This window comes from Pseudomonas sp. Irchel 3E19 (assembly GCF_900187585.1).
Classification (GTDB): domain Bacteria; phylum Pseudomonadota; class Gammaproteobacteria; order Pseudomonadales; family Pseudomonadaceae; genus Aquipseudomonas; species Aquipseudomonas baetica.
The window spans coordinates 24,753-50,509 of sequence record NZ_FYDT01000012.1; the positions used below are offsets into that span (position 1 = coordinate 24,753).

Annotated in this window: 22 protein-coding genes; 6 read left to right on the forward strand and 16 right to left on the reverse strand. The window is 60.5% G+C overall.

From position 1 onward, the window contains the following. Nucleotides 1–7: 7 nt before the first annotated feature. The 3 genes from CKW18_RS10210 to CKW18_RS10220 are packed head-to-tail and all read left to right on the forward strand — an operon-like array spanning nt 8 to nt 2,775. On the forward strand, nt 8–883 hold the full coding sequence (locus CKW18_RS10210; RefSeq protein WP_095188683.1) for a metal ABC transporter substrate-binding protein: 876 nt from the start codon (nt 8–10) through the stop codon (nt 881–883). Next, nucleotides 880–1,440: a DapH/DapD/GlmU-related protein gene (locus tag CKW18_RS10215; RefSeq protein WP_025112617.1), complete on the forward strand. Its 561-nt coding sequence runs from the start codon at nt 880–882 to the stop codon at nt 1,438–1,440. The genes CKW18_RS10210 and CKW18_RS10215 overlap by 4 nt, the downstream gene beginning before the upstream one ends. A 3-nt stretch (nt 1,441–1,443) precedes the next feature. Then, nucleotides 1,444–2,775 carry a dihydroorotase gene (locus CKW18_RS10220; protein ID WP_095188684.1) on the forward strand — a complete coding sequence of 444 codons (1,332 nt, stop codon included), beginning with the start codon at nt 1,444–1,446 and terminating at the stop codon, nt 2,773–2,775. 118 nt (nt 2,776–2,893) lie between these two features. On the opposite strand, the gene CKW18_RS10225 is transcribed toward CKW18_RS10220, so the two are convergent. After that, nucleotides 2,894–3,412 (reverse strand): DUF3617 domain-containing protein, encoded by a 519-nt coding sequence (locus tag CKW18_RS10225; RefSeq protein WP_095188685.1) that lies wholly within the window; start codon nt 3,410–3,412, stop codon nt 2,894–2,896. 132 nt (nt 3,413–3,544) lie between these two features. Between CKW18_RS10225 and cls the strand changes: the two genes are divergently transcribed. Beyond that, the gene (gene cls, locus CKW18_RS10230; RefSeq protein ID WP_095188686.1) at nt 3,545–4,984 is read left to right on the forward strand and encodes a cardiolipin synthase; all 1,440 of its coding nucleotides are present in this window, start codon (nt 3,545–3,547) and stop codon (nt 4,982–4,984) included. A 31-nt stretch (nt 4,985–5,015) separates the two neighbouring features. Here the strand turns inward: cls and cfaB are convergent, their stop codons facing one another. The 8 genes from cfaB to hflK (CKW18_RS10270) all read right to left on the reverse strand — a co-directional run bounded on the left by cfaB (nt 5,016) and on the right by hflK (CKW18_RS10270) (nt 14,295). After that, nucleotides 5,016–6,203 carry a C17 cyclopropane fatty acid synthase CfaB gene (gene cfaB / locus CKW18_RS10235; RefSeq protein WP_095188687.1) on the reverse strand — a complete coding sequence of 396 codons (1,188 nt, stop codon included), beginning with the start codon at nt 6,201–6,203 and terminating at the stop codon, nt 5,016–5,018. Nucleotides 6,204–6,287: 84 nt separating this feature from the next. Beyond that, the gene (locus CKW18_RS10240) at nt 6,288–7,076 is read right to left on the reverse strand and encodes a DNA-binding domain-containing protein (protein ID WP_095188688.1); all 789 of its coding nucleotides are present in this window, start codon (nt 7,074–7,076) and stop codon (nt 6,288–6,290) included. After that, on the reverse strand, nt 7,067–7,912 hold the full coding sequence (locus CKW18_RS10245; protein ID WP_095188689.1) for a DUF692 domain-containing protein: 846 nt from the start codon (nt 7,910–7,912) through the stop codon (nt 7,067–7,069). Before CKW18_RS10245 ends, CKW18_RS10240 begins: the two co-directional genes overlap by 10 nt. Nucleotides 7,913–7,977: 65 nt before the next feature. Next, on the reverse strand, nt 7,978–8,229 hold the full coding sequence (locus tag CKW18_RS10250; RefSeq protein WP_095188690.1) for a hypothetical protein: 252 nt from the start codon (nt 8,227–8,229) through the stop codon (nt 7,978–7,980). Nucleotides 8,230–8,340: 111 nt separating this feature from the next. Next, nucleotides 8,341–10,248: a cation-translocating P-type ATPase gene (locus CKW18_RS10255; protein ID WP_095188691.1), complete on the reverse strand. Its 1,908-nt coding sequence runs from the start codon at nt 10,246–10,248 to the stop codon at nt 8,341–8,343. After that, on the reverse strand, nt 10,245–11,303 hold the full coding sequence (hflK, locus tag CKW18_RS10260) for a protease modulator HflK (RefSeq protein WP_095188692.1): 1,059 nt from the start codon (nt 11,301–11,303) through the stop codon (nt 10,245–10,247). The genes CKW18_RS10255 and hflK (CKW18_RS10260) overlap by 4 nt, the downstream gene beginning before the upstream one ends. Next, the gene (gene hflC / locus CKW18_RS10265; protein WP_095188693.1) at nt 11,300–12,337 is read right to left on the reverse strand and encodes a protease modulator HflC; all 1,038 of its coding nucleotides are present in this window, start codon (nt 12,335–12,337) and stop codon (nt 11,300–11,302) included. Before hflC ends, hflK (CKW18_RS10260) begins: the two co-directional genes overlap by 4 nt. After that, nucleotides 12,334–14,295 carry a protease modulator HflK gene (gene hflK / locus CKW18_RS10270; protein WP_095188694.1) on the reverse strand — a complete coding sequence of 654 codons (1,962 nt, stop codon included), beginning with the start codon at nt 14,293–14,295 and terminating at the stop codon, nt 12,334–12,336. Before hflK (CKW18_RS10270) ends, hflC begins: the two co-directional genes overlap by 4 nt. 211 nt (nt 14,296–14,506) lie before the next feature. Here hflK (CKW18_RS10270) and lpdA point away from each other — a divergent pair, with 211 nt between their 5' ends. Further along, nucleotides 14,507–15,907, forward strand: a complete 1,401-nt coding sequence (gene lpdA / locus CKW18_RS10275; protein ID WP_095188695.1) for a dihydrolipoyl dehydrogenase — start codon at nt 14,507–14,509, stop codon at nt 15,905–15,907. Between the two features lie 117 nt (nt 15,908–16,024). Here the strand turns inward: lpdA and CKW18_RS10280 are convergent, their stop codons facing one another. Then, entirely contained in the window at nt 16,025–16,498 is a 474-nt protein-coding gene (locus tag CKW18_RS10280; RefSeq protein ID WP_045122687.1) for an Lrp/AsnC family transcriptional regulator, read from the reverse strand. 144 nt (nt 16,499–16,642) lie between these two features. Here CKW18_RS10280 and CKW18_RS10285 point away from each other — a divergent pair, with 144 nt between their 5' ends. Continuing rightward, nucleotides 16,643–17,272 (forward strand): LysE family translocator, encoded by a 630-nt coding sequence (locus CKW18_RS10285; RefSeq protein WP_095188696.1) that lies wholly within the window; start codon nt 16,643–16,645, stop codon nt 17,270–17,272. On the opposite strand, the gene CKW18_RS10290 is transcribed toward CKW18_RS10285, so the two are convergent. The 6 genes from CKW18_RS10290 to CKW18_RS10315 all read right to left on the reverse strand — a co-directional run bounded on the left by CKW18_RS10290 (nt 17,269) and on the right by CKW18_RS10315 (nt 25,472). Beyond that, nucleotides 17,269–19,407 carry a hypothetical protein gene (locus tag CKW18_RS10290; RefSeq protein WP_095188697.1) on the reverse strand — a complete coding sequence of 713 codons (2,139 nt, stop codon included), beginning with the start codon at nt 19,405–19,407 and terminating at the stop codon, nt 17,269–17,271. The genes CKW18_RS10285 and CKW18_RS10290 overlap by 4 nt on opposite strands. Further along, entirely contained in the window at nt 19,394–20,578 is a 1,185-nt protein-coding gene (locus CKW18_RS10295) for a DUF3142 domain-containing protein (protein WP_095188698.1), read from the reverse strand. The genes CKW18_RS10290 and CKW18_RS10295 overlap by 14 nt, the downstream gene beginning before the upstream one ends. 61 nt (nt 20,579–20,639) lie before the next feature. Continuing rightward, nucleotides 20,640–21,455 carry a class I SAM-dependent methyltransferase gene (locus CKW18_RS10300; protein ID WP_095188699.1) on the reverse strand — a complete coding sequence of 272 codons (816 nt, stop codon included), beginning with the start codon at nt 21,453–21,455 and terminating at the stop codon, nt 20,640–20,642. Beyond that, a complete protein-coding gene (locus CKW18_RS10305) occupies nt 21,449–22,603 on the reverse strand; it encodes an acyltransferase (protein ID WP_095188700.1) in 1,155 nt (384 codons plus the stop codon). The genes CKW18_RS10300 and CKW18_RS10305 overlap by 7 nt, the downstream gene beginning before the upstream one ends. Then, on the reverse strand, nt 22,600–23,901 hold the full coding sequence (locus CKW18_RS10310; RefSeq protein WP_095188701.1) for a glycosyltransferase: 1,302 nt from the start codon (nt 23,899–23,901) through the stop codon (nt 22,600–22,602). Before CKW18_RS10310 ends, CKW18_RS10305 begins: the two co-directional genes overlap by 4 nt. Further along, a complete protein-coding gene (locus CKW18_RS10315) occupies nt 23,895–25,472 on the reverse strand; it encodes a glycosyltransferase (protein ID WP_095188702.1) in 1,578 nt (525 codons plus the stop codon). Before CKW18_RS10315 ends, CKW18_RS10310 begins: the two co-directional genes overlap by 7 nt. Nucleotides 25,473–25,757: the final 285 nt, after the last annotated feature.

Here is a 25,757-nt window from a genome sequence, read left to right on the forward strand (position 1 = left end):
TTTCCCGATGCGCGTTCTACTCGTGCTGTTCAGTCTGATGCTGTCGATGTCTTTGTCGGCGGCGGAGAGATTGCCGGTGGTCACCAGCTTCAGCATCCTCGCCGACATGGTTCATCAGGTCGGCGGCGAGCATATTCAGATCACCAATATGGTCGGCCCGGACGCAGACGCCCACACCTACGAGCCGACGCCGGACGACGCCAGGGCCCTGCTCAGCGCCAAAGTGATCATCAAAAACGGCCTGGGTTTTGAACCGTGGCTGGATCGGCTGGTCACCAGCACTGACACCAAAGCCACAGTCATCAGTGCCAGTCACGGGGTGATTCCGCGCTCGCTGGATGAAGACGGTGAGACGATTGCCGATCCGCACGCCTGGCACAATCTGGCCAACGCCGAGTTGTACGTTGCCAACATCACCAAGGCATTGATCGCCGCCGACCCCGCGAACAAGGCCGACTACGAGCGCAACAGCAAAACCTACCTGAAGCAGATCTACGCCCTGCTCGCCGAAGCCAAGGCCAAGCTCGGTTCGCTGCCACCTGGCAACCGCAAGATCGTCACCAGCCACGATGCGTTCGGTTATCTCGGCCAGGCTTACGGCATCGACTTCATGGCCCCGCAGGGTCTTTCCACCGAGCGCGAACCTTCCGCTGCTGAAGTCGCCGCGCTGATCACCCAGATCCGCCAGACCAACGTCAAAGCGGTGTTCATGGAAAATATCAAAGACGCACGACTGCTCAAACAGATCGCCGACGAAAGCGGAGCCCACATCGGCGGCACGCTTTACTCGGACGCGCTCGCGGCGAGCGGCCCGGCCAGCACGTTCACCGGTCTGTTCGAATACAACCTCAATACCCTTTACGACGCACTGAGCCAACCATGATTCGTAAAAATCCTTCAGGCGATCTGCCGCAAATTGCCGAGTCAGCCTACGTCGATAAAACCGCGATCATCTGCGGCAAAGTGGTGATCGGCGAGAACGTATTCGTGGGTCCCTATGCCGTCATCCGTGCAGACGAAGTGGATGCTTCGGGCGCGATGGAACCGATCACCATCGGCGCCAATTCGAACATTCAGGACGGCGTGGTGATCCACTCCAAATCCGGCGCGGCGGTGACCATCGGCGAATTCACATCCATTGCCCACCGCTCGATCGTGCACGGCCCCTGCGTGGTCGGCGACCGCGTTTTCATTGGCTTCAACAGCGTGCTGTTCAATTGCGTGGTCGGCGACGGCTGTGTGGTGCGGCACAACTCGGTGGTCGATGGCCGTGATTTGCCGGACGCGTTCTACGTGCCCTCCACTACCCGGATCGGGCCGAACACCGACCTTTCCCAATTCCCGCCGGTGAGTGTGAGCGCCTCGGAGTTTTCCGAAGACGTGGCACGCACCAACGTCGATCTGGTGCGCGGCTACAAAGCTTTGCAGAACGAGTTCTGAATCATGAGCAGTGTGTTGATTCGCAATGCCAGACTGGTCAACGAAGGGCGTGAGTTTGACGGCGATCTGCTCGTCAGCAATGGACGTATCGTCAAGATTGCTCGCAGCATCGAAGGTGAAACCGCGCACGTGGAAATCGACGCCAGCGGCCAATGGCTGCTGCCGGGCATGATCGATGACCAAGTGCATTTTCGCGAACCCGGCGCGCCGGCCAAGGGCAGCATTCATACCGAATCCCGCGCGGCGGTGGCCGGTGGCATTACCAGTTTCATGGACATGCCCAACACCCATCCCGCCACCCTCACCCTCGAAGCACTGGCTGACAAGAAGCGCCGGGCGGCAATCAACTCAGTGGCCAATTACGGCTTTCACTTCGGTGTGAGCCAGGACAATCTCGACACCGTTGCCGCGCTCAATCCCTGTGAAGTGGCCGGGGTCAAAGTGTTCATGGGCGCGTCCACCGGCAACATGCTGGTGGATGACCCGAAGATTCTTGAAAGGCTGTTCGCCGAGGTGCCAACGATTCTATTGGCCCACTGCGAGCACACGCCGAGTATCGACGCCAACGCGGCCAACCTGAGCGAACTGTTTGGCGACCATCTGCCTCCGGCAGCTCATGCGCTGATTCGCAATGCCGACACGTGCTATCGCTCATCCTCGCTGGCCGTGGACCTGGCGAAACGTCACGGTACGCGCCTGCACGTTTTGCACCTGACTACTGCTCGTGAACTGGAATTGTTCGAGGACAAACCACTGGCGCAAAAACGCATCACTGCGGAAGTCTGCCTGCACCATTTGTTGTTCGATGATCGCGACTATCCAAGCCTCGGCAACCTGATCAAATGCAATCCGGCGATCAAGACTATGGCCGACCGCGATGCATTGCGTGCGGCGTTACTGAGCAATCGACTGGATGTAATCGGCAGCGACCACGCACCACATACCTGGGCAGAAAAGCAGCGACCGTATGCCGAAGCGCCTTCCGGTTTGCCGCTGGTACAGCATGCGTTGCCGGCTCTGCTGGAGTTGGTGGCGGAGGGTGTGTTGCCGCTCACCACGCTGGTGGCGAAGACCAGCCATCGAGTGGCGGATCTGTTTGCGATTCCGGATCGGGGTTATTTGCGTGAAGGCTATTGGGCGGATCTGGTGTTGGTAAAACCGGATACGCTGGAGGTGTCGCGGCAACCGATTTTGTCGCAGTGTGGATGGACGCCGTTTGCCGGTAGACGGTTTCGGCATCGGGTGAGTACGACGGTGGTGTCGGGGCAGATTGCCTGGCACGAGGGCCAGGTGAATGAGGGATGCCGGGGCTTACCGCTGCGGTTTATGCGCTGAGTGATTCGGCGCCTGACAAGATGCCTTCGCGGGCAAGCCCGCTCCCACAGAGTTCTTTGGTGAACATGGATTTCGTGTACACCCGTGAACCGTGAAAGCGGGCTTGCCCGCGAAGCTTTTAAGCTCTTGGTTTCACCGCGCCGCAATCCTGACCCAGCCACACTGCACGGGTTTCCAGGCTACCCTTCTGGTTGATCCCGATGGCGTTGAACGTGCCGTTGGCAACCGTAGTGAATTCCCGATCACTCTGGAAAGTGGCGACTCCGGTGCCCTGCGCTTTCGGGCAGCTGAAACGAAATTTCCACTGGTTGCCGCTGCGCTCGGTGATCTGCTGCTTGCAGCCCGATTGCGGATCGGCCAGCGGAATATCATTGGTCGCCACTTGCTCAGGCGTCAGGCAGGCACGGATACCCTTGCCGCCGATATTGATGCCATTTTTCTCCAGCGCCGCGCGCTGTTGCGGCGTCATCTGGCCCTGGAGCTGACCGAGGATCGATTGCACATCCATTGGCTGGTCATCGACTTTCACATTGCTCGAGGTCATTTCCCACAACCCCGGCTGCAGCATTTGCGCCTGCGCAATCACCGGCAATGCCAAACCCAGGCCCAGCGCCAAACCCAGCAGACGAACGTTCATCGAGAAACTCCTGATCAGTAGTGGCCGTTAGACGTCGGCCGATTGCTTCGGTTCATGCCCCAATTAAATAGCGACAATCGCGGCGGAACATGGTCTGTTAAGGCATTGAATCTTGCGGAGCAAGGCTGCCCCATGGATTATTTTGGACCGCACATTTTCGGTTATCTGATCGCCCTGATACACACCCTCGGCATGATCGCTGCCATTCACGCGGTGCTGACCGTGCGCACGGCTCAAGGGTCGATCGCCTGGGCATTGTCGCTGATCTTCATTCCCTACCTGACGCTTATTCCGTATCTGGTGTTCGGTCGCAGCACCTTTGATGGTTACATCAAGGCGCGCCGCCAGGCCAACGAACAAATGCGCCAGGCCATCTCTGAACTGAACTGGCGCCCATGGGTGGAAGAGGCGCTGACCGCGCGCGCCTCGAATGCTTACGCTTCCTTACGGGCGATGCCGAAACTGGGACGCATGCCGTGTCTGGCCAACAACGAAGTCCAGTTACTGGTGAACGGGACCGAGACGTTCAACGCGATTTTCCAGGCCATCGATCAAGCGAAGGAAGCGGTGCTGATCCAGTTTTTCATCATCCATGACGATCGCCTTGGCCAACGCTTGCGTGACTTGTTGCTGAAGAAAGCTGCCGAAGGCGTTGCCATTCATTTGCTCTACGACGGTATCGGCAGCCATGCCCTGCCCCACCGCTATGTGCAGACGCTGCGCGATGGCGGTGTCGAGGTCAAAGCGTTCGCCACACGCAGCGGCTGGCTAAACCGCTTCCAGGTCAACTTCCGCAATCACCGCAAAGTCGTCGTGGTCGATGGCGTGGTCGGGTTTGTCGGCGGGCACAACGTCGGCGATGAATACATGGGCGAAAAGCCGCCGCTCGCACCGTGGCGCGACACCCATGTAAAAGTGCGCGGCCCAGTGGTGGCCTGTATGCAGGAATCCTTTGCCGAAGACTGGTTCTGGGCGGCGCGCACGCTGCCACCGCTGATCCTTCCGGACGAATACCCGGATGACGGCGTGCTCTGCCAATTGCTCGCCAGTGGCCCGGCCGATGCCTACGAAACCTGCTCGCTGTTTTTCGTCGAGGCCATTCACGCGGCGACGGAACGGGTGTGGATCACCAGCCCTTATTTCATTCCCGACGAAGCCGTGTTTGCCGCATTGCGACTGGCAGTATTGCGCGGTGTCGATGTTCGCCTGTTGCTGCCTTCGCGCCCGGACCACCGCATCGTCTACGCCGCCTCCAGCCTGTACGCGTTTGAAGCCGTTCGCGCAGGGGTGCGGGTATTCCGTTATGAACCGGGATTTCTGCATCAGAAAGTGGTGTTGATCGACAGCGAAATCAGCGCCATCGGCAGCGCCAATCTGGACAACCGCTCGTTCCGGCTGAATTTCGAAGTGATGTTGCTGACCGTCGATAGCGCCTTTGCTGGCAAAGTCGAACAGATGCTGAACGCGGACTTCGAGCTGGCCTATGAAGTTGCCAAAGAAGAAAGCCGGGAGCTCCACCGCCTGCAACAGGTCGGCATGCGGATCGCCCGGCTCATTTCACCGATTCTCTGAAAAGCCCCCTCTCCGGCAAGGGAAAGAAGCTTCAAGGATGATAGATGTCGTCACGAGTCCATGGCAGTTCATGGCTGCCATCGGCGTGCGCTTTCACCGCAAGGATCTGGTGCAGATTGATCCAGCCGTGGGCGAACGCGTAAGCACAACCGGCCAGGTACAGGCGCCAGATCCGTAGCGCTTGAGCAGGCACCAGTTTGCCAGCCGCTTCGAGGTTGTCCTCCAGCCGCTCGCTCCAGTGATCCAACGTGCGAGCGTAATGCAGGCGCAAACTTTCGACATCGACGATCTCAAGCCCGGCTTCGCTGATCTCGGCCGAAATCATCGACAGATGCGGCAACTCGCCATTGGGGAATACGTATTTCTCGATGAAATCCCCGGCACCACGTCCGACCGGACGGCCATCGGTGTGCTTGGCAGTGATGCCGTGGTTCATCACCAGACCACCCTCCTTCACCGCACCGAACAGGGTTTTGCAGTACTCGGCGAGGTTGGCGTGGCCGACGTGCTCGAACATGCCGACGCTGACGACTTTATCGAAACGACCGTCCTGCGGCAGGTCGCGGTAGTCGAGCAATTGCAGTTCGATCTGATCTTCCAGGCCCTCGTCCTTGACGCGCTCGCGCGCCAGTTCCAGTTGTTCCTTGCTCAGGGTGATGCCGAACACCTTGGCACCGAATTCCCGTGCGGCGTAACGCGCCAGGCCGCCCCAGCCGCAACCGACGTCCAGCAGATAATCGCCAGGCTGCAAACGGAGCTTGCGGCACAGATGACGGAATTTGGCTTGCTGCGCCTGCTCGAGCGACTCGCTGCCGGTTTCGAAATACGCGCAGGAATACGCCATGTCGCTGTCCAGCCAGAGCTGGTAGAACGCGTTGGACAGATCGTAGTGATAGGAGATGGCTTTGGCGTCGGTTTCCTTGTCATGCAAGGTCCGCATTGGCTGACTGTCTTGATCTTCATTGAGCAACGCGCTGCTCAATTCGTCGCAGACCCGGATGACCTCGCTGATCGAGCCTTCCAGTTCAAGTTTGCCTTCAACGAATGCCGCCCCCAGCGCGTCCAGGCTTGGATGGCTGAGCTGGCTGACCATCTGCGGATCCTTGACCACGATGGTGACACTGGGCGCCGGGCCCAGATTGAACTCATGGCCATCCCAGAGTCGCAGGCGAAGCGGAAGCTGCAGATTCTGTAAGGCCGGTGGAAGTTGCGCGAGCATGGAAAATCCCCCTTGTTTCAGACGTCAAATCTGAGGGTAGACCATCCTGAAAAATTAGCAGGCTATCGATTTAATCAGCCTTAACTATCGTTGCAGACGCTCTAACAGGCCTTCTTGCACCCACTGCTTTAACCAGGTCACGGCCTGAAGTGGAGCGCCCTCTTCATAGATGACTGCTAACTCGGCGCACAGTTCGGCGAAACTCCAGCCTTCGTTTATCAAGCCATTCAGAGCATTGGCCTCGGCAGATTCCAGGCTGCGGTAATGACAGATCAGATCGTTGCGCCAGATCAGGTAGATCTGGGGATCTTGGAGTGGCTGGCTGGGAGGGAAATCAGTTTCTTCTTTAACCGAACGCCACAGCGCGACGCTGTTGAACCGGCATTCCAGCCACTGAACGCAGGGCGCCAGTTTGACTCGCAGCGCTGGCCATTCTGGCGCGGACAGTGTCGCCATTGTTTCGATGGTTAACGGCTCACCCGCTGGCGCATCGAAAGCCAAAGTAAATGCCCACTCGATTACTGCCATCTCAGCCAAAGGTGCACTTTGCTCGGGCACCAGATGCTCGCGAATAAACCCTTCGAAGCCTTTGCCCAGCCAACGCAGACTGTAATGCGCCGACGGATACCGGCGCAGGTACGCGGTAGCGATCGCGTCGAACTCCTCGTCGCCTAACCAGTGCCAGATGGCTGGAAAATCGTTGCGCAACACCTCCAGTAAACGGGCCTGATAGGCGTTGTGATAGATCGCCAGACCCGTGCCGACATCCAGCGTCGGCCCGCCGATCAGGCTGGCACCCAGCCGCGGTTGGGCGGTGGCCGCCCCCTCGAGCAAAAACGACTCAAATGCCAATTGCCATTCTTTCAGGCGCATTGCTGTCTCCCGGCCAGAACCCTGTCACCCAGCGCCCGAGCCTTTTGCAGTTCTTCGAGCAGCGCTTCAAAAGGCGGAAAATGATCGTCACGTTCCAGCAACGTAGCCACCGGGCCGAAGTGCTCCAACGTACGTTGATACAGCACCCAGACCGGATCGCTCACCGGTTGGTCATGGGTATCGATGACGTAATCGCCGTAATCGCTGTGTCCCGCCAGGTGCAGTTGGCGCACCTTGTCCACCGGCAGGCTCTGAATGAACGTCCACGGATCGAAACCGTGATTGCGTGAGCTGACGTAGACATTGTTGACGTCCAGCAGCAACTCGCAGCCGCTTTCGCGGCTCAGGGCCGCGAGAAACTCCCATTCAGTGAAATCATCCGAAGCGGCGCGGACATAGCTGGAGACGTTCTCCAGCACCAACGGACGCTGCAAAACGTCCTGAACCTGGCGCACGCGCTCGGCAATGTATTCAAGACTTTCTTCGGTGTAAGGCAGAGGCAGCAAATCGTGCAACTGATGAGCGTTGCCGCGGCTCCAGCACAAGTGATCGGAGATCCACGCCGGGTTGACCCGTTCGGCCAGTTGCTTGAGTTGTTTCAGATAGTCCACATCGAGGGCATGCGGCCCGCCGATGGACAGGGAAACGCCATGCATCACCAGCGGATAACGCTCGGCGATGGCGTCCAGGTAATACAGGGCCTTGCCGCCCTGCACCATGAAATTTTCGGAGACCACTTCAAACCAGTCCACGTCCGGCGACTGTTCGAGGATCTGCTGGTAGTAAGCGCTACGCAATCCCAGGCCGTAGCCGAGGAAGGGACCAGAGGCGGACATGTGCAGACTCCTGATAAAAAGTGGCCGCAGTGGCGTGAGCCACTGCGGCGGCACTGGCCGGTCAGTTATTCGCCGACCTTGCCACCTGCTTTTTCGCAAGCCGCTTGAGTCATGGCTTTGAAACCCTGGCCTTTGCAGGCACCCATGCCTTTGCAAGCATGGTCTTTGGTCTTGCAGTCGTTCTGACCTTTGCAGGCAGTCACGCCGTAGCAGTGAACATTGGCATCGGCGGCCATCGCGTTGGTGGCGACACCGGCAAACATAGTGGCAGCGGCCAAAGCGAGAGCGGCACCAGCAGCGGCGGTCTTGATAGTCATTTTTTTATCCTCGGTAATCGTCAGGGGGTGTCGGCTGGACGGTTTGTTCAGTCCCGACATAGCACTAGAGCGCGCGACCCCGACGGCGTTACAGAGGCGGTAGAAATATTTTCAAATATCTTCCTTGAGCTTGAGCAGCGGCTCCTGAAAACGCAGCAGACGCCCGGCGTTGCCCAGTACCAGCAACGTGCTGAGGTTATGCAGCAGCGCCGCAATCATCGCCCCGGCGGCGCCCAGCCAGCCGAACGCGGCAAACACGACGATGGCCAGCGTCCAGCCCAGACCGATGATCACGTTGACCTGCAGGGTGCGGCGGCATTGGCGACTCAGCCGCACACAAGTACCGAGCCGGCGCAGGTCGCTGCCGATCAGCACGATGTCAGCCGACGCCAAGGCGATATCCGCACCGCCCGCCCCCATTGCTACGCCAACGACTCCTGCCTTGAGTGCCAACGAATCGTTGATGCCGTCACCGACAACCATTGGCCGGAAGCCGTTGTCGATTTCCTGGAGCACACGATTGAGTTTGTCTTCGGGCAAGGCTTGGGCTTGAACGTCCTGTAGACCGACATCCCTGGCCAAGGTCTGCGCGACACTTTGTCGGTCGCCAGTCAGTAACAGTTGTCGGCCAAGACCGAGTTCGCGCAATTCGCTCAGGGCCAATCGGGCTTCCGGTTTGACGCTGTCGGCCAACAACAGCCAGGCGAGAAATTCACCGTTCAAGGCGAGGCCGGCAATCGGGCCGTCGTGCTCGGGAGTCGGCGTGGTGGGGATTTTCAGTTGTGCGAACAACTCTGGCCGGCCAAGCGCTGCTTCGCCCTGTGCGGTCACTGCGACGACACCGAGACCTTGTCGCTCGTGGATATCGCTCAGCGCCACACACTTTTCCTGACTGACCAACCCCGCCAATGCCCGACTGACCGGGTGACTGCTCGCCGCGCCGAGACTGGCGGCGAGCGTCACGACCGTGGACTGATCCGCGCGCAGACTACTGATCGCCTGCAAGCGCAAGGTGCCGTAAGTCAGGGTGCCGGTCTTGTCGACGACCAGCGATGTCAGGTCGGCCAGTTCTTCGAGGAATGCCGAACTGCGGATCAGAATCCCATGCCGTGCAGCCACTGCTACACCGGCAATCGCCGTGGCCGGCGCCGACAACAGCAACGCGCAAGGACACGCCGCCACCAACACCGCGAGCATCGCTTGCGCGTCGTGGGTGATGAACCAGGTGACCGCCGCCAGCAGCAACACCAACACCATGTAACTGCCGGCATAGCGTTCAAGCAATCGGGTGATCGGCGGTTTCGAGCGCTCGGCGTTCTGCATCAAAGCGATGACTTTACCGAGAGTCGATTCATCGCCGGTGCGAGTTACTTCGATACGCAACAGACCATCGAGATTGATCGCGCCACCGAACACCGACATACCCGCACTCGCTTCCACCGGCACGGATTCCCCGGTAATCGAAGCGGTGTCGAGACTCGCCTGCCCTGACAAAATCCGACCGTCCGCTGGCACACGATCACCGGCTCTGACCTCGACCGTATCGCCGGATTTCAGCGTGCCGTTGTCCACTTCAATGATCGAGCCGTCGGCCTGAAGTTTGCGCGCATGACTGCGGGTCAATTGGCCGAGGGCGTGGATCGCTTCCTGTGAACCGATGACGCTGCGCTCCTCCAGCACATGGCCGAAGATCATGATGATCGGCAGTAACGCGGCGGTGAGCAGATCACCCGTCGCCCACGCCCCGAGCATCGCCAGCGCGATCAGTTGATCGGTGATGCCGTGCAGGCTTGGATAACGCAGGCTGTACCACGCCGAACGCATCACCGGCACCGCCACTAATAAAGAAGCAAAACCGAGTAGCAACTGACTGACCCCGGTTTGTTCCGGCATCGCCCAGCGCCAGATCAATCCGAGGCCAAGCAAACCCAAAGCGAGCATCGCCAAGGTCAGTTGCCTGGCCGCACGGCGTTGTTCGGCCGAAGATAAAAGGCTCGGTGCAGCGGCAGTCGCATTCATTTACTGGCTCCCTGAATGATCAGGCGGGAATCGTCTTTCGGATCGACTGTGGTGACCGATCCGGCGTGACCGAGAATCTTCGGCATGCGCTCGCGGTACAGACGCAGCAGCATTTGCGGCTCGGTGCCTTGTTGCGCCTTGGCCAGGCTCAACACCGTGGCGGTGTCGGCAGAAGCTTTGGCCAGCCGTTCGCCCGCCTGAGCGTGGGCGACTTGCAACGTGCGGTCGGCTTGTTCGTTGGCGGACTGGGTGAGTTTCTCGGCGTCGGTGCGGGCGTTGGCCACGGCTTTGTCGGCCTGCTGACTGGCGGTCAAAACCGCATTGAAGGCACTGACCGCCGGATCCGGCAGACTCGATTGCACATCGACCCGCGCCACTTCAATGCCGATGCCCTGCCCGCTCGCCTTCAGTTCAGCCAGCCGTTGGTTAATGCCTTGCACCAGATCACCACGCAGTCTTTCGCGGCGTTCGGCGGCCTGATTGTCCGCGCCGATCAGTTCCGGTCTGGCAACCAGAATGGTGTCGAGATCTCGCGCGGCCGTCAGCGCCACGGCGCTGCGTGTGACCAAGCGATCGAGCGCCGGCAGAACATGATCGGCCTGAAGCACGAAGTCATAGGGCTCGATCACTTTGTAAAACACCCGCACATCCAACTGCACAACACCGGCATCACCGGTCAATAAATAACCAGAGCCGGCCAACGCATCGCTGATCGGTGTAGCAAATGAGGCGACACGATCAGCCTGCAGCGCTTCGTCGCTGCGCAACAGATTCTCCACTCGCCGTTCCATCACCCGATCCGCCGCTGGCAGCAGAACGACCTGTTCGAATGGCTGCGGCCAGGCCAATAGCAGGCCGGCGTTCTGGATGCGATCCAGCGCGCCGAAGTTCAAAACCACGGCGCGATTCTGCGGATCAATCTGCCGCACATTGGAGAACGCCCAGGCCAATGCCGCCAGGATCGTCACCGCGTACAAGGCAAAAAATGCCAAGCGTCCCGCCTGAATCCACGGACTGTTCAGCGAATGTGTTCCACGTGGAACTTCTTCATTCATGGCTGCGATCCGGACTTGTTGTCGAAGCTCGGCGGGCCGTCGACCAGTACACGGAATGGCGCGGCATCGGTGCGCAGGATCAGTTTGGTGTCTGGGGTGACGATAGTGCCGAGGGTATCCAGTGAGCGCAGCAGGTTGTACAACTGCGGCGAACCGGCGTAGGCGCGACCATAAATCTGCGCGGCCTCAACGCGAGATTGCGCTTCGATATCGGCGGCCTTCACCGTGGCGTCAGCCTGCACAATTCGCGCATCGCGTTCGGCGGCAGAGCGGATTTGCGCCGCTTCGCGTTTGCCGATGGCCGTGCGTTCGGTGGCGATTGTTTCACGCTCGGCGCGCATCCGATCGACCGTGGCAGTGAGTGTCACTGATGGCAGCGTCAGACGTTCGATACCCACCTGCACCACTCGCACGCCATAAGTGGCGAGCAATTGTTGATCGATCTGCTGCCGCAACTGCGCCTCGAAATCAGCGATGTGAACCTGACTGGCATCGGTGTTCACCAGGTTGGCCAAGTCAAAACTGCTGGCGGTGGTTTCCAGAGCAGAGCCGACAAACGTGCGAATCTGCCGCGCCGCTTCGTCTGGCTGGTTCTGCACTGCGCGCATGAAGCGCTGCACATTGTCCGGATCGCCCTGCACCTGCCAGGCAATGTAAGCCTGGACAATGATGCGCAACCCGTCGCGGGTGCCGGCATCCTGCAAGCCGCTGGACGTCGTGCGCAGGCGCAGATCCACCGGGATCGCCGCTTCGAACGGCGCCGGCCAACGCCAGCTCAAACCCGGATCGAGCAAGACCCGCGAAGGATTGCCGAAACGAGTAATGACCGTAGCCTCACCGGAACGCACCTGCACCAGACTCGCCGCCGCGATGGCGAACGCCACCAGCAAAACCGCCCAGCCCATGCGCCGCCAAGGGAATGGCCCCGCCTCCTCCGGCGCACCGTGGTGGTGACCGTGATGATGGTGATGCCCGCCGTGGCCGTGATCGGGGCCGCCGTGGTCATGATGATCGTGAGTGTGCGACTGGCTCAATGGGCAACTCCTGGTTGAGCGGTGGTGCGCGCGGGCGTCGGGTCAGCCGGCAGCGTGAACGTACGCAGGTCGATGGTCGGCGCATTGCTGCTACCGCCCAGCCGATGGTCGAGGATCAGCAATTTGGCTTTGCTCAGGCCTTGGCTGAGCTGACTGAGGTATTGCTCCAGTACGAATGCCTGGCCGGCGCTGGCGTAGGCTTTTTGTTCGGCACTGAATTTCAGCTCGGCGGCCTGTGCGGCTGCACCGATTTCGCGGGCGTTGGCGCTGGCCTGATCGCTAGCAAGGCTGGCCTGTAACTGCGCTTGGTTACTGGCTTCAGCGGCTGCCCCACGCTCGCGGGAGATCAACGCCTGCGCGCCAATCTGCGCCGCTTGCACACCGTGATAGGCATTGGCGGCGCCGGCCGGCGGGTGAATGGCTTCGACGACGGTGGCGAGAATTTCCACGCCACTGTCGAGTTTTTGCAGATCACTTTGCACCGCACGGCCGATCTCTTCCGCCAGCCCTGCCCGGTCCGCACCGAGCAGACCGTCGAGGGTACGTGAGGCGAAATCATGCACAAGAATCCGGCTGGCAGTGCTGCGGATCAGCGTTGGCACATTAGCGCTGTTATAGGTTGCAGCCAGGGCTGCCTGATCGCTCAGACCGATGCGATAGACGAAGCGCACATCCATGTTGACGATCTGAAAGCTCTGCTGCTCGCCCCGGCTGCTGGCGATGACCTGGGATTTATCGTTCACATGGCTGGCGTCCCACAAACGATTGGCCGTGATCGGTGCCGGGCCTTCGGCGGGATCGAGTTGCAGCGGCGCCGGATTTTCGCCGACGCTGGTCGCCAGTTCATGGACCACGCCGTTTTCGACGCTCAACACCCGACCCAGTGGCCACGGCAAACCTGCATGCAAACCGGGGCCGAAGACCTGCACCGGTTTGCCGAATCGCTCATAGATACCGCGACCTTGCAGGGGAATTTCGTGAAGACCGGTCAGCAACCAGCCGACCGCCGCGACCAGCACCAACACCGGCACAAAGGCCCGACGCATGTAGCTGAATGCCCAAATCTGGCGCAGATCGATGCCGAAGCGGTTGTGCAATTCGTGCTGTAACACGAGCAGCGGTTGTGGCGGCCAACGCAGCAGGTCGGCGACAAAACTGCGCGCCAGCAATCGCGGTTCGAGCCGATCGCGGCGCGGGCTGAATATCGAAAGAACGGCGCGCAATAGCAGCTCGATCGCGACAAGACCCGGCAAGATGCCGATCAGCACCGCAAGGCGAACCGGCCACACTGCGGTTTCGCTGGCGAACAACAAACACAGCGCTCCCAGCACAAGGCTGATGATTGCGACGCGCGTCAGCTGCGCCAGCGAACCCGCCTCAGGCCATTGCGCCGAAGTTTGCTGAGCCAGCTGCCGTTCCAATACCAACAAACCGAACGCCAGCAGCAGCGCCAGAACGGCGCCAACCGTGGCAGACATGCCGACGGCGGCGGGCGGCAAGGCCAGGTTCCACACCTGCTCAATGCTGATCACCACCAGCAAGGCCCAGCCGGCCAGCCACAACGTCGCCGCGCCGATCAGGCCCACCAGATGCAGGCCACGTTGACTCAAGCGATCCAGCAGGCGCTCATACCAGCCATCCGGCGCGAGTTGCTCTTCGACTGCACCCGGTGTCGATGTCAACGGACTCGTCACCCGCTCGCGCCACTGCGCCACCCACCCAGCCGATTGCAGCCCGGCCAGCAGCACCCACAGCGCCGCGCTCTGATTGACCAGCAATGGCAACCACAACGATTGCGGTGTAAACAACGCCACAAAAAATGCCAGTATCCAACCCGCCCCGGCTAACGCGCCGAAGCCAATCGCCAACCGGCGTAAGCGTCGGCCCTGCGTGGCCGCCTGCTGAAAGCGCGGCAGTCCGGTCACTTGCGTGCCTTCAACCTCCAGATCGACCTGCATATCACCCCAAAGCCTCGGCTCTTTGCTCTTATCGTTACGATATAACGAAAGTCGTGAAATATTCGTACACAAATTGCGTTTATCTAAAAACGCCCGAGCTGTCGCTTGCCTGAAGCCTTGACCGAAATGTCCGGATACGCACATATTACGCTCGTAATTTTAGTCAACAACTACCTTTAGCGATCCGCATCCCTCAACCAGGAGTAAGCGCATGAGCAACTATGACGTAGTGATTCTGGGCGGCGGCCCCGGGGGCTATAACGCGGCGATCCGCGCCGGCCAGTTGGGCCTCAAGGCTGCCTGCGTCGATGGTCGCGCGACCCTCGGCGGCACCTGCCTGAACGTCGGTTGCATGCCGTCCAAGGCTTTGTTGCATGCCTCAGAGCTGTACGACGCGGCCATGGGTGCGGAATTTGCCAACCTCGGGATCGAAGTCAAACCGACGCTCAATCTCGCGCAGATGATGAAGCAGAAAGACGAGAGCGTGACCGGCCTGACCAAGGGCATCGAGTTTCTCTTTCGCAAGAACAAGGTCGACTGGATCAAGGGTTGGGGCCATATCGACGGCCCGGGCAAAGTCACCGTGACCGGCGATCAGGGCAGCAAGATCGAGCTGACCGCCAAGGACATCATCATCGCCACCGGTTCCGAACCCACTCCCCTGCCCGGGGTCGAGATCGACAACCAGCGCATTCTCGATTCGACCGGCGCGTTGTCCCTGAGCGAAGTGCCCAAGCATCTGGTGGTGATCGGTGCCGGCGTGATCGGCCTCGAATTGGGTTCGGTGTGGCGACGTCTCGGCGCGCAGGTCACCGTGGTCGAGTACCTCGACCGCATCTGCCCCGGCGTTGATGGCGAGGCCGGCAAAACCCTGCAACGCTCGCTGAGCAAGCAAGGCATCGCCTTCAAATTAAGTTCAAAAGTCACCAGCGCCACCACTTCGGCCAACGGCGTACAACTGAGCGTCGAACCGGCCACCGGCGGTACGGCTGAGCTACTGGAGGCGGATTACGTGCTGGTGGCCATCGGTCGTCGCCCCTACACCCAAGGCCTGGGCCTGGAGAACGTCGGCCTGAGCACCGACAAGCGCGGCATGCTCGCCAACAAACAACACCGCACCGAAGCCCCGGGGATCTGGGTGATCGGCGACGTAACGTCCGGCCCGATGCTCGCGCACAAGGCCGAAGACGAAGCCATGGCCTGCGTCGAGCAGATCCACGGCAAGGCCGGCGAGGTCAATTACGACCTGATCCCCAACGTGATCTACACCAAACCGGAGCTGGCCAGCGTCGGCAAAACTGAAGAGCAACTCAAGGCTGAAGGCCGGGCCTACAAGGTCGGCAGGTTTCCGTTCACTGCCAACAGCCGGGCGAAGATCAACCACGAGACTGAAGGTTTCGCCAAAGTCCTTGCTGATGAGCGCACGGATGAAGTGCTCGGCGTGCACCTGGTCGGCCCGAGCGTAAGCGAAATGATTGGCGAGTTTTGTGTGGCGATGGAATTCAGCGCTTCGGCCGAGGACATCGCCCTGACCTGTCACCCGCACCCGACTCGCTCCGAGGCGTTGCGCCAGGCGGCGATGAATGTGGAGGGGATGGCGACGCAGATGTAAGTGTCGACCGGGATATCGCTTCCGAGAGCAAGCTCGCTCCCACATTCGATCGCGCATTTCCTGATGGAACTCGGTCAAATGTGGGAGCGAGCCTGCTCGCGAATGGAATCACGCGATCTAAAGCGGAAGATGCCCCAACGGCAACGCCCCCGGCGTCTTCACCGTGTGAATCGCAAAGTTGCTGCGGATATCACTCACCCCCGGCAGTTTCAACAGGCAACCGCTGAGAAAGCGGTCATACGCGCGCAGATCCGGTACCACCACCTGCAGCAGAAAGTCCGATTCCCCCGATACCAGAAACGCTGAAATCACCTCCGGCAGCGCAGTGACCGCTGCGTAAAACGCTTCGGCCTGTTCATCGTTGTGGCGCTCGACCTTGACCCCGACAAACACCGTCAGCCCCAGCCCCACTTCATCGCGATCCAGATTGGCCTGATAACCGCGAATCACCCCGGCCTCTTCCAGCATCCGCACCCGACGCAAACACGGTGACGCCGACAGGCCGATCTCGTCCGCCAGCTCGACGTTGCTCAAGCGACCGTCCCGTTGCAGGGCGGCGAGAATCTTGCGGTCGAAGGCGTCGAGTTTCATGGTTGGCAGATCCTGATGGCGAGAGCGCAAAAAGAACGCAGGTTATGCCAATCCCGAGCCATTTTGAAGCGAACTACGCAAGCACCTGCCCCACCCTTCGCCCCTAGACTGACGTCACCGAATCGACAACGAAAGGGGTATGACGTGGCGAGTCTCTGGCTGTTTTTCCTGGCATTGGCCGTGGTGTTTCTGTTGCCCGGCCCGGACATGATCCTGCTGCTGCAAACCGGCGCCCGACAAGGTCGCGCAGCGGCGCTGGCCACCGTAATAGGCTTGGCGATTGCCCGCGCATGTCATGTGGCATTGGCGGCGTTGGGGCTGGCGGCGCTGTTCAAGGCTGCGCCGTGGACGTTCGAAGTGGTGCGCCTCGCCGGGGCGGCGTATCTGCTGTGGATCGGCATTCAATGCCTGCGCAGCACGCTGGTGCCGAACCTTAATAGCGGCGACGTTGCCGAGACGCGCGGGCAATGGCGCGAAGCGATCCGCCGTGGCTTGCTGACCAACCTGCTCAACCCCAAAGCGCTGCTGTTCTGCTCAGTGCTGCTGCCACAATTCATCGAGGCTAACGGCGCACCGGTGCTGAGCCAATTCGCCCTGCTCGGCATGCTGCTGGTTGGTGTCGGCCTGCTGTTCGACAGCGCTTACGCCCTGACCGGCGCCGCGCTGGGCCGTTGGCTGCAACACAGTCCAACGGCACAACGGGTTCAACAATGGCTGTTCGGCAGCCTGTTGATCGGCTTCGCGGTGCGCCTGACGTTCATCCAGCAGGCTTAGCCCTTGCGAGCCTTGCGCTGGCGGCGGTTGATCAGCAGCAACGCCGCGCCGACTGCCAGCACAATCGCGCCGATCTGCACCAGCCACTTGTACGGTCGCAGGCTGGCGCGGACGGCGTCGGTCACTTGGGTGACATAACGCTTGTCAGCATTTTCAAAGTCCGGGTACGGGCACTGATTGCCGAAATCCACCGCCCACGGCACGTAAGGGCCCTCCTTCACGTAACGCTGATAGAGGGCGCTCTGATCTTCCAGGCTGCTGTTCCAACCGGCGGCCGAACACAGCACGGCCGCGAACGCCTGACTGGTGTGCGGCAGGTTGTCGGCGGCGCGATTGGCCAGCGCGGTGGCGACAAAACGGTAGTGATAACGCTGATCGGGCTGCGCTTGGCTGGCCTTCTGGCGTTGCACTTCGGCTTCGGACACCAGCGGGCCGACGTTCAGCGCGGTGGTTTCCAGGCTGTAATTGCCGCCGAAGGTGGCGTAATCCGGGGCCATCTCGTAACCGAGGATGTCCATGCCCCACTCCCGGGCCGTCCACGCCGCGTTGTACAGCGCACTGGCACGCTTGGTCGGCCACCAGGCGGAATCGGCTTTCAGTCTTTGCTCGCCGTAGAGTCGGGCCTTGTTCTGCAGATCGGGATTGTCGAAATAACCGACGGCCTCTGCGTAATACCCTTCGCGCAGCAAACGCCGGCCCAGCAGATTGCGCAGGCTGGCGGCCACCGGCAGCGGCACGTAATTGTCACGCTGCTCTTGAGTCAGCGCCGGCGGTGCCGGCACGTTGGCGTCGACATATTGCTTGAGCTCGTCGACGGTCAGCACGCGCTCGGCAACCGTCGCGGCATCGAACCAATAGATGTTGTTGCTGCGATACAACTGCACGAACGCTTGCAGGTACTCGCCGCGTTGCAACGCCAGAATCGCGCTTTCGCCCTCGACCCGGCATTTCGGCTGGACCGTTTCCAGTGCCCAGTCCGGCGTGCGCCGATAACCCCAGTCTTCCTTCTGCGGGAAGGCCTGCGCGGCTTTCGCATAGGCGGCTGCCGCCGCATTCTTGTCACCGTCGCGCACTGCCAGTTTCGCTCGTAGCCACCAGGCCAGGCCGCTGTCACCCGCGCGTTCGAGGAAGGCTTTGGCGCTGTCGTAATCACCCTGTTGATAACTCACCGCCGCCAATCGATCGGCGTTGTCGAAGGTGCCACGGGTACTGTTTTGCAGAAGCTTGACCAGTTTTTTCTCGTTCGGCGGTTCATCGCCAAACGACCAGCCGAGGCGGCTGAGCAACGAGGCGGTGACCAGTTTCTGCACACCTTCGTGTTGCATCAGCTTGGCCAGTTCCGGCTCAGGCATTTCAGCCAATTCGTTAGCCAGTTGTTTGAGCGAGGTGTAGCCGACCATTGAGCCGTGCACGCTCTGCGCGGCATAAAGATTGATCGCATCGTCCCAGCCACCGGCCATGCGCGACGCTCGCGCCTCTTCCCCGAGGCTGGCGACACCCAGCCCCAGTGGATCACTGAAACCGTCGATGCTCAGTTGCCGGGTCTGGCGGAACGCCGAGATCGCCTGCTCCAGCGGATCGAGCATGTCGTCAGCCTCGGCACTCATGGCGAACAGCGCACGCCCCTCGGAATACGCCGCCCACGTACTACGCAGTGGGCGCTGATCCGCCGGTAGCGCCAGCAGTTGGCGGAAATAATCGACCGCCAGTTGATGCTCGCCGACACTGAAGGCCACCGCTCCCGCCACATACAGACGGATTTCCGCCGGGAGACTGCTGCCCTGCGCGTAAGCGTCGCGGGCATCGGTAAGCCCGCGCAGACGCGTGACAAGTGCTTGCTGTTCCTCGGTCAGCCCGGTGGCCTCAACCTTTGCGCGTTCCTCGGCAGGATCGGTCGGCTCGCCATAAAAGCCATTCGGGTTGTCGGCGGCAGGTGTGAGGTTTTTCAGCCCGGCGATCGCTTTGCCCAAGCGGCTGACTTCAAAATTGAAGTTGCCCTCGGGCAGATCGGCCAGGGTCTGCCCGCGATTGTCGAGCAGGCGCATCGGGAAGTCCGGGCCGCAGGCCAGCGCCGAGCCCAGCGGCAGACAGAGGCTCAGGCAGAGCAGATGGCGGGGCCAGTTACGGGTCAACATGCGAACCTCCTTGATCAATAAATGCACAGCGCGCCCAACCGATGGCGCGCTGTCCGTCCGCCGGCAAGCGGCCGTCGCGCAGGCGGGTGAAGGTAAGCAGATCCGGGCTCTGTTGCAATGAGTAACCGGCGAGCGTGTCGGCGCCTTCACAGTCGCTGACCTTCACGGTGATACGTGCGGGCCAGGCGCTGTCGAGGTTGCCGGGGTTGGCGAGTCGAATGTCATAGAGGTCATTGTGTTCACTGATGCTCAAACCGAGCTGGCTGATCAGCGTATCGCCGCGTGCCACGGCGCGCAGGGTCGTCAGGCTCCAGGCGCGGCGGTCGTTGGCCAGCGGCAAGCGAAACCAGATCAAACCGGCCAGATGCTTAGGCGGATTTTCACGCAGCGCTTGGCCGAGTTGGCGCAGTTGCAGCGGATCGGCCAGCAATTCACGACGCTCGCCGCCACGTTCTAGCGGTACCTCGCTTTCCACGACTGGTGCGTCACCCGTATCGGGCAGCAACGCGACGCCATAGGCCGGCAGTGCCAGATAGAAAGGCTTATCGGTGATGCCCCCCCAAGCCTCAGCCCAGCGCCGTGCTTGCTCGGCGTCGAACAAGCCGCGTCGCGGGTCGCTGACGGCATGCACTTGCAGCACGCTGCTGTCGACCGTCGCCAGCAAGTTTGGCAATTGCGCACTGTCGAGCCACGCCGGCAACGCGGTGATGCTCAGAGGCAATGATTGCGGGAGTGCCGAGCGTAGATGGGTGAGGAATTCAGCGTAGGCCGGCAGCCGCGCATTGCCCGCATCGTGGTCGATCTCCACGCCACTCAGGGTCAGGCCCTGCGCCTGCCAGTCATTGATGACCTGAAGAATCTGCGCCGTGACCTGCTGCTGATCCAGCGCCTTGAGCTGGCCGTCGAGACGAATCACCGCAATCAGCGGGCGACCATCGCCCTTGAGCAACGTCGCATCGATAAATGCCCGGCGCCATCCCGCCCCCGGAAACGCCTGCAACGCCAGCACCCGCAAGGTCGAGAAATCACTGCGGCTATCGCGCAACGCCGCCTCATGGGCCGACGTCCACTGGCGTTGCCAGATGTACAGCTGCTGATCGAGTGGCGCTGCGCTCTGCTGTTCACAGGCAGACAGCATGAGCAAAGCCAACAGACCGACGATAAAGCGCATACCTTGCAAACCCCTTACAGCACAGGGCTGCAAGGTTACACAAAACTCAGTTGCAAAAGCTTCAAGGCTTGCGGGCGATGATCACCTGACTTTTCGCCACGACCGCATCCAGCGCCTGCTTGATCTGCGCCCCGCGTGGCGAGTCCAGCACCGCTTGCCAGGTGTCGGCCCAATGATTGAGCAGTGGATGATCAGGGTTACTGAAATCGACCTTGGCTTCCCAGAACAACAACATCCACATCGACCAGTAAAAGCCGTACTGGCTGTGGCTGATGATCTCAAGGCCGGCCTCACTGACCATGGACTTGAACTGCTCTTCGCTGATGATCCGGATGTGGTTGGGTTTCTGAAAATACTCCGGCGCCGCGATGTCTTTTTGCAGGTCTTCGGAGCTGGGGTGCGGCACGCTCAACAGGTACAACGCGCCTGGCTTGCCGACGCGCGCCAGCTCGGCGAGAAACTGCGCCGGGTCGTCGACGTGTTCAATGACTTCGGTGGACACCACGCGGGTCGCTGTCGCGTCGGCAATCGGCAACGGATTGCAATCGGTGACATGGCATTCGATATCGCGCGCCGGGGTGTCGCTCAGTCGCTGACGCGTCGCCTCGACCTTGGCGCCGTCGATGTCGGCAATGATGATCTTCGCCCCACGCATACCGCAGAAATGCACGTTGCCACCATCACCGCAGCCGACATCCAGCAGCGTGTCGTCAGCACTCACGGGAAAGCCTGTGAACAGCTCGCCGGTTGCCTGGTTGAACCAGCCGCTGAGCATCGCGTCGTGCAGGCCGAGCATGTACGGATCAGTCTTCTCGGCGACCGCAACGGAAGGCTGTGCAGACGTCGCCGCCGTGAGTTTCTTCAAAAGGCTCAGCATGAGGTGGCTCCAGAGGATGGGACGGCGGTGGGTGACGTACCGAGGCGTTTGACCAGTGCTACGCCGCGGTTGCGCATAGGCATTTCGATGAAACGGTAATTGAGTTCGCTGAGCAGCGCGATCAGGCCGAAAGCGATTACCAGCGTCAGAATCGGATGGCCGGCAGGGCTTGGCAGACCGGCGCTCTGTAACCGGAAAATCAGTTCACGCACCAGTTGATAGGCCGGAATGTGGACCAGATAGATGCCGTAGGAGCGGCTGCCGATCCACGCCATCAGCCGTTGCGCATGGCCGGCGGGCAACAGATAGTTGCGATTGTAAGAAGCAATCCAGACCAGCACCGCGCTGAGCACCGCGATCGAACCGAGACGGTAATTGGCGAAGGTGAACCGGTCGGTAGCCATGAAACTCATCAGCAAACCGGTAGCGATCAAGGCCAAAATCCCGACCCAGGGCCTGCGCAGACACGTCGGCTGCCAGCGCTGATAACCCGGCTGCGCACTCCACATTGCCAACAGCACGCCGAGAGCCAGGGCGTCGGTGCGCACGGCCATCAGCAATGGCGTGCGCATCGTGAAAATCTGCACGGCGACCAGCGCCAGCAATGCCCAGACCAGATGCTTGCGACAGAGCAGAATCAACAGCGGAAACAGCAGGTAGAACTGCTCCTCCAGTGACAGGCTCCAGTAGACGAAACTGCTGCCGTACTCATAGTGGAAGAAGCTGTCTGCGAAACGGAAGTTGGCGTACTGCAACACACCCGCCAGCGTTGCTTGCAGGTTGGCGTACAGCGAACCGAACGCACCCGAACGATTGAGAAACACACACCCCAGCAGCATCAGAGCCAACCATAACCAGGCCGATGGCAACAGCCGAAAAGCCCGGCGCAGCCAGAAGTTGCGCGTCTGTTGCCAGTATTCCTGGCGGGTTGTACACCCTTGCAGCGCCGGGATCAGGCCACGGGCGATGACAAAACCGGAGATGGCGAAAAACAGATCGACGCCCCACCACGGCTGGGCCCAGGCGTGAATTTTTTCCAGCAGCGGCACCGGGTCGGCAAACAGGCTGCCCTGCAAGTGATGGAACAGCACCCCCAGCACCGCGATCGCACGCAGGACCTCAATGTCCATGATCCGTTTGCTGTTCATGCTCCGGGGATTTCCACAGTCACACCACGGCGCTCGAACAACTGCGCAAAGAAAAGCCGTAATCGCTGTTCAGCGACTGCCTGGCTGCAGAACGCTTGCAGGCTGCTGACCGCTTGCGCCGACATCCGGGCATAACGCGCCGGGTCGTTTTTTGCCACGGCATAACTCTCCCGATAGGCCGCGCATAACGACGCCCAGTTGGTCATATAGCGCAGCGTACGAAAGGCCTTGCGCGGATCGTGCGGCCAGGCTGTGAGCTCATCGGTCGACTCGATCAGGAACGCATTTTCGGCGCTCAGGTAATCAATCATCGCGGTGGTGCGCGGGGCCACCGCCGGTTTGCCGCACGACATGAACTCCATCAGCGGCAAGCATTGGCCCTCGCCGTATGACGTATTCACTACATAACGAGTGGCCTGGACCAGCTGCTCGTAGTCGGGATCGGCAAGGTAGCCGTAGATCAGCACGATACGGCAGCGATAAGACTGATTTTTGTACAGGTGATGCAGGATGTCGCTCAGCGCTTCTTCGGCATCGTGGTGCGTGAGCTTGAGCACCAGCGTGGCGTCTTCGATGTCGCGAAAACTCACGCAGAACGCGCTGAGCATGTCTTCCCAATTCTTGCGCCCATCACCGGGATTGAACACCGAGGTGTACACCACACCGTCAAGCAGCAGCTCCTGCTCGGTGAGGGGGGCCTCAAAGTCGATGCCTTTGCCACTGCGCAAATGCATCGGGCCGAAGGCATTCAGATCCAGTTTTCGACTGTCGGCCACCAGGCCTTTGATCTTCAACCGCACCGTAGCCACCAGCGACTGCCCTTGCAACTGCGCGCCGCGGGCTGCGAAGCGATCCCATACCGGCGCTGGTACCGCGACAATCGGGTAATCAGCCTCCATTGCTTCGCGCACGGCGTTGACCGTGTAGCTGGAATGGGTAATGGCAGCACCACAAGCGTGCAGCACGGTGCGCCAGTCATTACGCGGTTCACCGGCAAACGGTTCGTTGGGGATCGTGCTGAATTCCCATGCAAACACCGGGAGCGTCGGACACGCCAGGTTCACCGGCGTGCGATGCGGCGGGGAAAAGGACAAGAACACACAGGGCTCGCCCCGAGCCAGACACTCCAGATAGAGCGCATCGACTTCGACCTGCGGGTCTGCCACTTCCACCACGCGCCCGAGGCGCTCGAGTACCGGGCGATACTCCTTGAGCACGAAGTAGTAGCTGTATTCCGAACGGCCCAGGTTCTGAGCGATGGTGTGCTGGTTGGTTTCCGAATGAATGATGATCAGCATGAAGCGTTATCCGTCACTGGCGCAGCATCCAGAGTGCGCGGCACAAGTCCGAAAAAATCAGCCATGCGCTTTTGCACTGGCGCGAACGCGCAGTAATCGTGCATGCGTGCAATCGCAGCAGCGGACATGCGCTGGTAATCCTCAGGCTGCGTTTTGGCCATTCGATAGCTGCTTTCATAAGCGCTTTTCAGCGAGCCCCAATCGGGCCGATGACGCAGTGTGCGATAGATGATGCGACTGTCTTGCGGCCAGATGGTGAGTTCTTCACTGGACTTGACCACGAGCGCCACCGACTCATCGATGTAATCTTCCATGGCCGTGTGATCCGGTGCGATCACCGGTTTGCCGCTGGACAGGAACTCCATCAACGGCAGACAAAGCCCTTCGCAACGCGAAGCGTTGACGTAGAAACTGGCGGCTGCATAAAGCCTGGTGTACTGCGCGTCGTCCAGATAACCGTGCATCACCACCACCCGGCAAGCAAAGGGTGAAAGCTGCGCGAGCAAGGTCATCATTTCGCTGTAGTACGACGCCAGATCGTTCTGGGTGATCTTCAGCACCAGTGTCGCATCGGCTCTTTCGCGCAAGGCCCAGCAGAACGCGGTGATCAGTTGATGCCAGTTCTTGCGGCCATCCTTGGGGTTGAACACGCTGACGTAGATCACGCCGTCGACCGCTATGTCGACCACCGATGAGGTGTCCGGCAGGTTCAGCGGCTCGGGTTCGATAACCGGTACCGGTTGCGGGCCGCAAATGGTCGGCAGGCGTTTTTCGAGCCAGCCGTGCAATACGTCCGGGACACGATCGCGAACCCCTTCCCAATACCAGTTGTGCAAAAACTTCGACCGCGGCAACGGTGGTGCGTAGTCGCGTCCTGCATTCAGCAACCACAGACGCAGGTAATGCCGGGCAATGATCAGGCGGCGTTTGAAGGTCAGCGGTGGCGGTCGGGCTGCCTCGAGCTCGGCGGCCAGAATTGCTTCCTGCTCGGCGGTCAGAGGTGTCGGGATCAATGCATCGGCCGACAACCCGAGCATTCGGGTATCGAAGATGCAGCCCTTGATGGAAAGCACCGCGCCGGGATTGATCGGCCTACAGACGTGTTGCTCGCGAATCGCCGCAAAGTTCTCCCACAGCGGCGTCGGCAACACCAACACTGGAAAGTCTTCGCCCATGGCCCGGCGAATGGCTCGGGCAGTGTGGCTCGACAAGGTGATGACCCGGCCCTGACGCGCAAACATCTGCGTCCAGTCATGACGCGGATCGTTGTCCCACTGTTCATCCGGAATCGAGTCAAACTCCCATGCCAAGACGCAAATCGTCGGACACTCAAGTTCCGTGGGGGTTTTATGCGCAGGGGTGAACGACAGAAACACGCTGTCCTGGCCAGCCGCGCGCAGTTGCCGAAAAAGCGGATCGACTTCGGCGCTGGACGACACAATGTGCACCTGACCGAGACTCTCGAGTATCGGGCGATAGGCCTTGAGCACAAAGTAATAGCTGTATTCGGGACGTCCCAGGCTCTGGCTGATGGAGCGGTCGTTGACGTCCGAGTGAAGAATGAAATTCATGGCATCCCACGATGAAGCAGCCTTCCCGGCAGCCTCATGCTATGACGGCCCGGCGTCGGATCAAGTCGGCATCACTGGCGCTCGTCCTCCATCTTCAGGCACGTCTTTGTTCTTGTTTTAGTGGTCAGTTTCACCCCGTTGCACAATGCCCACGGCGAACCGACGGGAATGGCGACGAGGGGCATTCTAAACACATCCGTCGGGGATCCGTGAACCGCCCGGCGAGAATAAATCGGTCTACGCTTACGAGAACTGACCAGTCACGGTCTGGCCAGTTGAAATTGC

Coding starts and splice junctions, on each gene's coding strand:
- CKW18_RS10240 (WP_095188688.1), bottom strand. CDS start 7,076: ATGCGCCTGAAAGAATGGCAATTGGCATTTGAGTCGTTTTTGCTCGAG.
- cls (WP_095188686.1), top strand. CDS start 3,545: ATGGATTATTTTGGACCGCACATTTTCGGTTATCTGATCGCCCTGATA.
- CKW18_RS10255 (WP_095188691.1), bottom strand. CDS start 10,248: ATGAATGCGACTGCCGCTGCACCGAGCCTTTTATCTTCGGCCGAACAA.
- CKW18_RS10300 (WP_095188699.1), bottom strand. CDS start 21,455: ATGCTGAGCCTTTTGAAGAAACTCACGGCGGCGACGTCTGCACAGCCT.
- CKW18_RS10290 (WP_095188697.1), bottom strand. CDS start 19,407: ATGTTGACCCGTAACTGGCCCCGCCATCTGCTCTGCCTGAGCCTCTGT.
- cfaB (WP_095188687.1), bottom strand. CDS start 6,203: ATGCTCGCGCAACTTCCACCGGCCTTACAGAATCTGCAGCTTCCGCTT.
- CKW18_RS10310 (WP_095188701.1), bottom strand. CDS start 23,901: ATGCTGATCATCATTCATTCGGAAACCAACCAGCACACCATCGCTCAG.
- CKW18_RS10245 (WP_095188689.1), bottom strand. CDS start 7,912: ATGTCCGCCTCTGGTCCCTTCCTCGGCTACGGCCTGGGATTGCGTAGC.
- CKW18_RS10210 (WP_095188683.1), top strand. CDS start 8: ATGCGCGTTCTACTCGTGCTGTTCAGTCTGATGCTGTCGATGTCTTTG.
- hflK (WP_095188694.1), bottom strand. CDS start 14,295: ATGCAGGTCGATCTGGAGGTTGAAGGCACGCAAGTGACCGGACTGCCG.
- lpdA (WP_095188695.1), top strand. CDS start 14,507: ATGAGCAACTATGACGTAGTGATTCTGGGCGGCGGCCCCGGGGGCTAT.
- CKW18_RS10315 (WP_095188702.1), bottom strand. CDS start 25,472: ATGAATTTCATTCTTCACTCGGACGTCAACGACCGCTCCATCAGCCAG.
- CKW18_RS10215 (WP_025112617.1), top strand. CDS start 880: ATGATTCGTAAAAATCCTTCAGGCGATCTGCCGCAAATTGCCGAGTCA.
- CKW18_RS10220 (WP_095188684.1), top strand. CDS start 1,444: ATGAGCAGTGTGTTGATTCGCAATGCCAGACTGGTCAACGAAGGGCGT.
- CKW18_RS10225 (WP_095188685.1), bottom strand. CDS start 3,412: ATGAACGTTCGTCTGCTGGGTTTGGCGCTGGGCCTGGGTTTGGCATTG.
- CKW18_RS10305 (WP_095188700.1), bottom strand. CDS start 22,603: ATGAACAGCAAACGGATCATGGACATTGAGGTCCTGCGTGCGATCGCG.
- CKW18_RS10250 (WP_095188690.1), bottom strand. CDS start 8,229: ATGACTATCAAGACCGCCGCTGCTGGTGCCGCTCTCGCTTTGGCCGCT.
- CKW18_RS10295 (WP_095188698.1), bottom strand. CDS start 20,578: ATGCGCTTTATCGTCGGTCTGTTGGCTTTGCTCATGCTGTCTGCCTGT.
- CKW18_RS10280 (WP_045122687.1), bottom strand. CDS start 16,498: ATGAAACTCGACGCCTTCGACCGCAAGATTCTCGCCGCCCTGCAACGG.
- hflK (WP_095188692.1), bottom strand. CDS start 11,303: ATGAATGAAGAAGTTCCACGTGGAACACATTCGCTGAACAGTCCGTGG.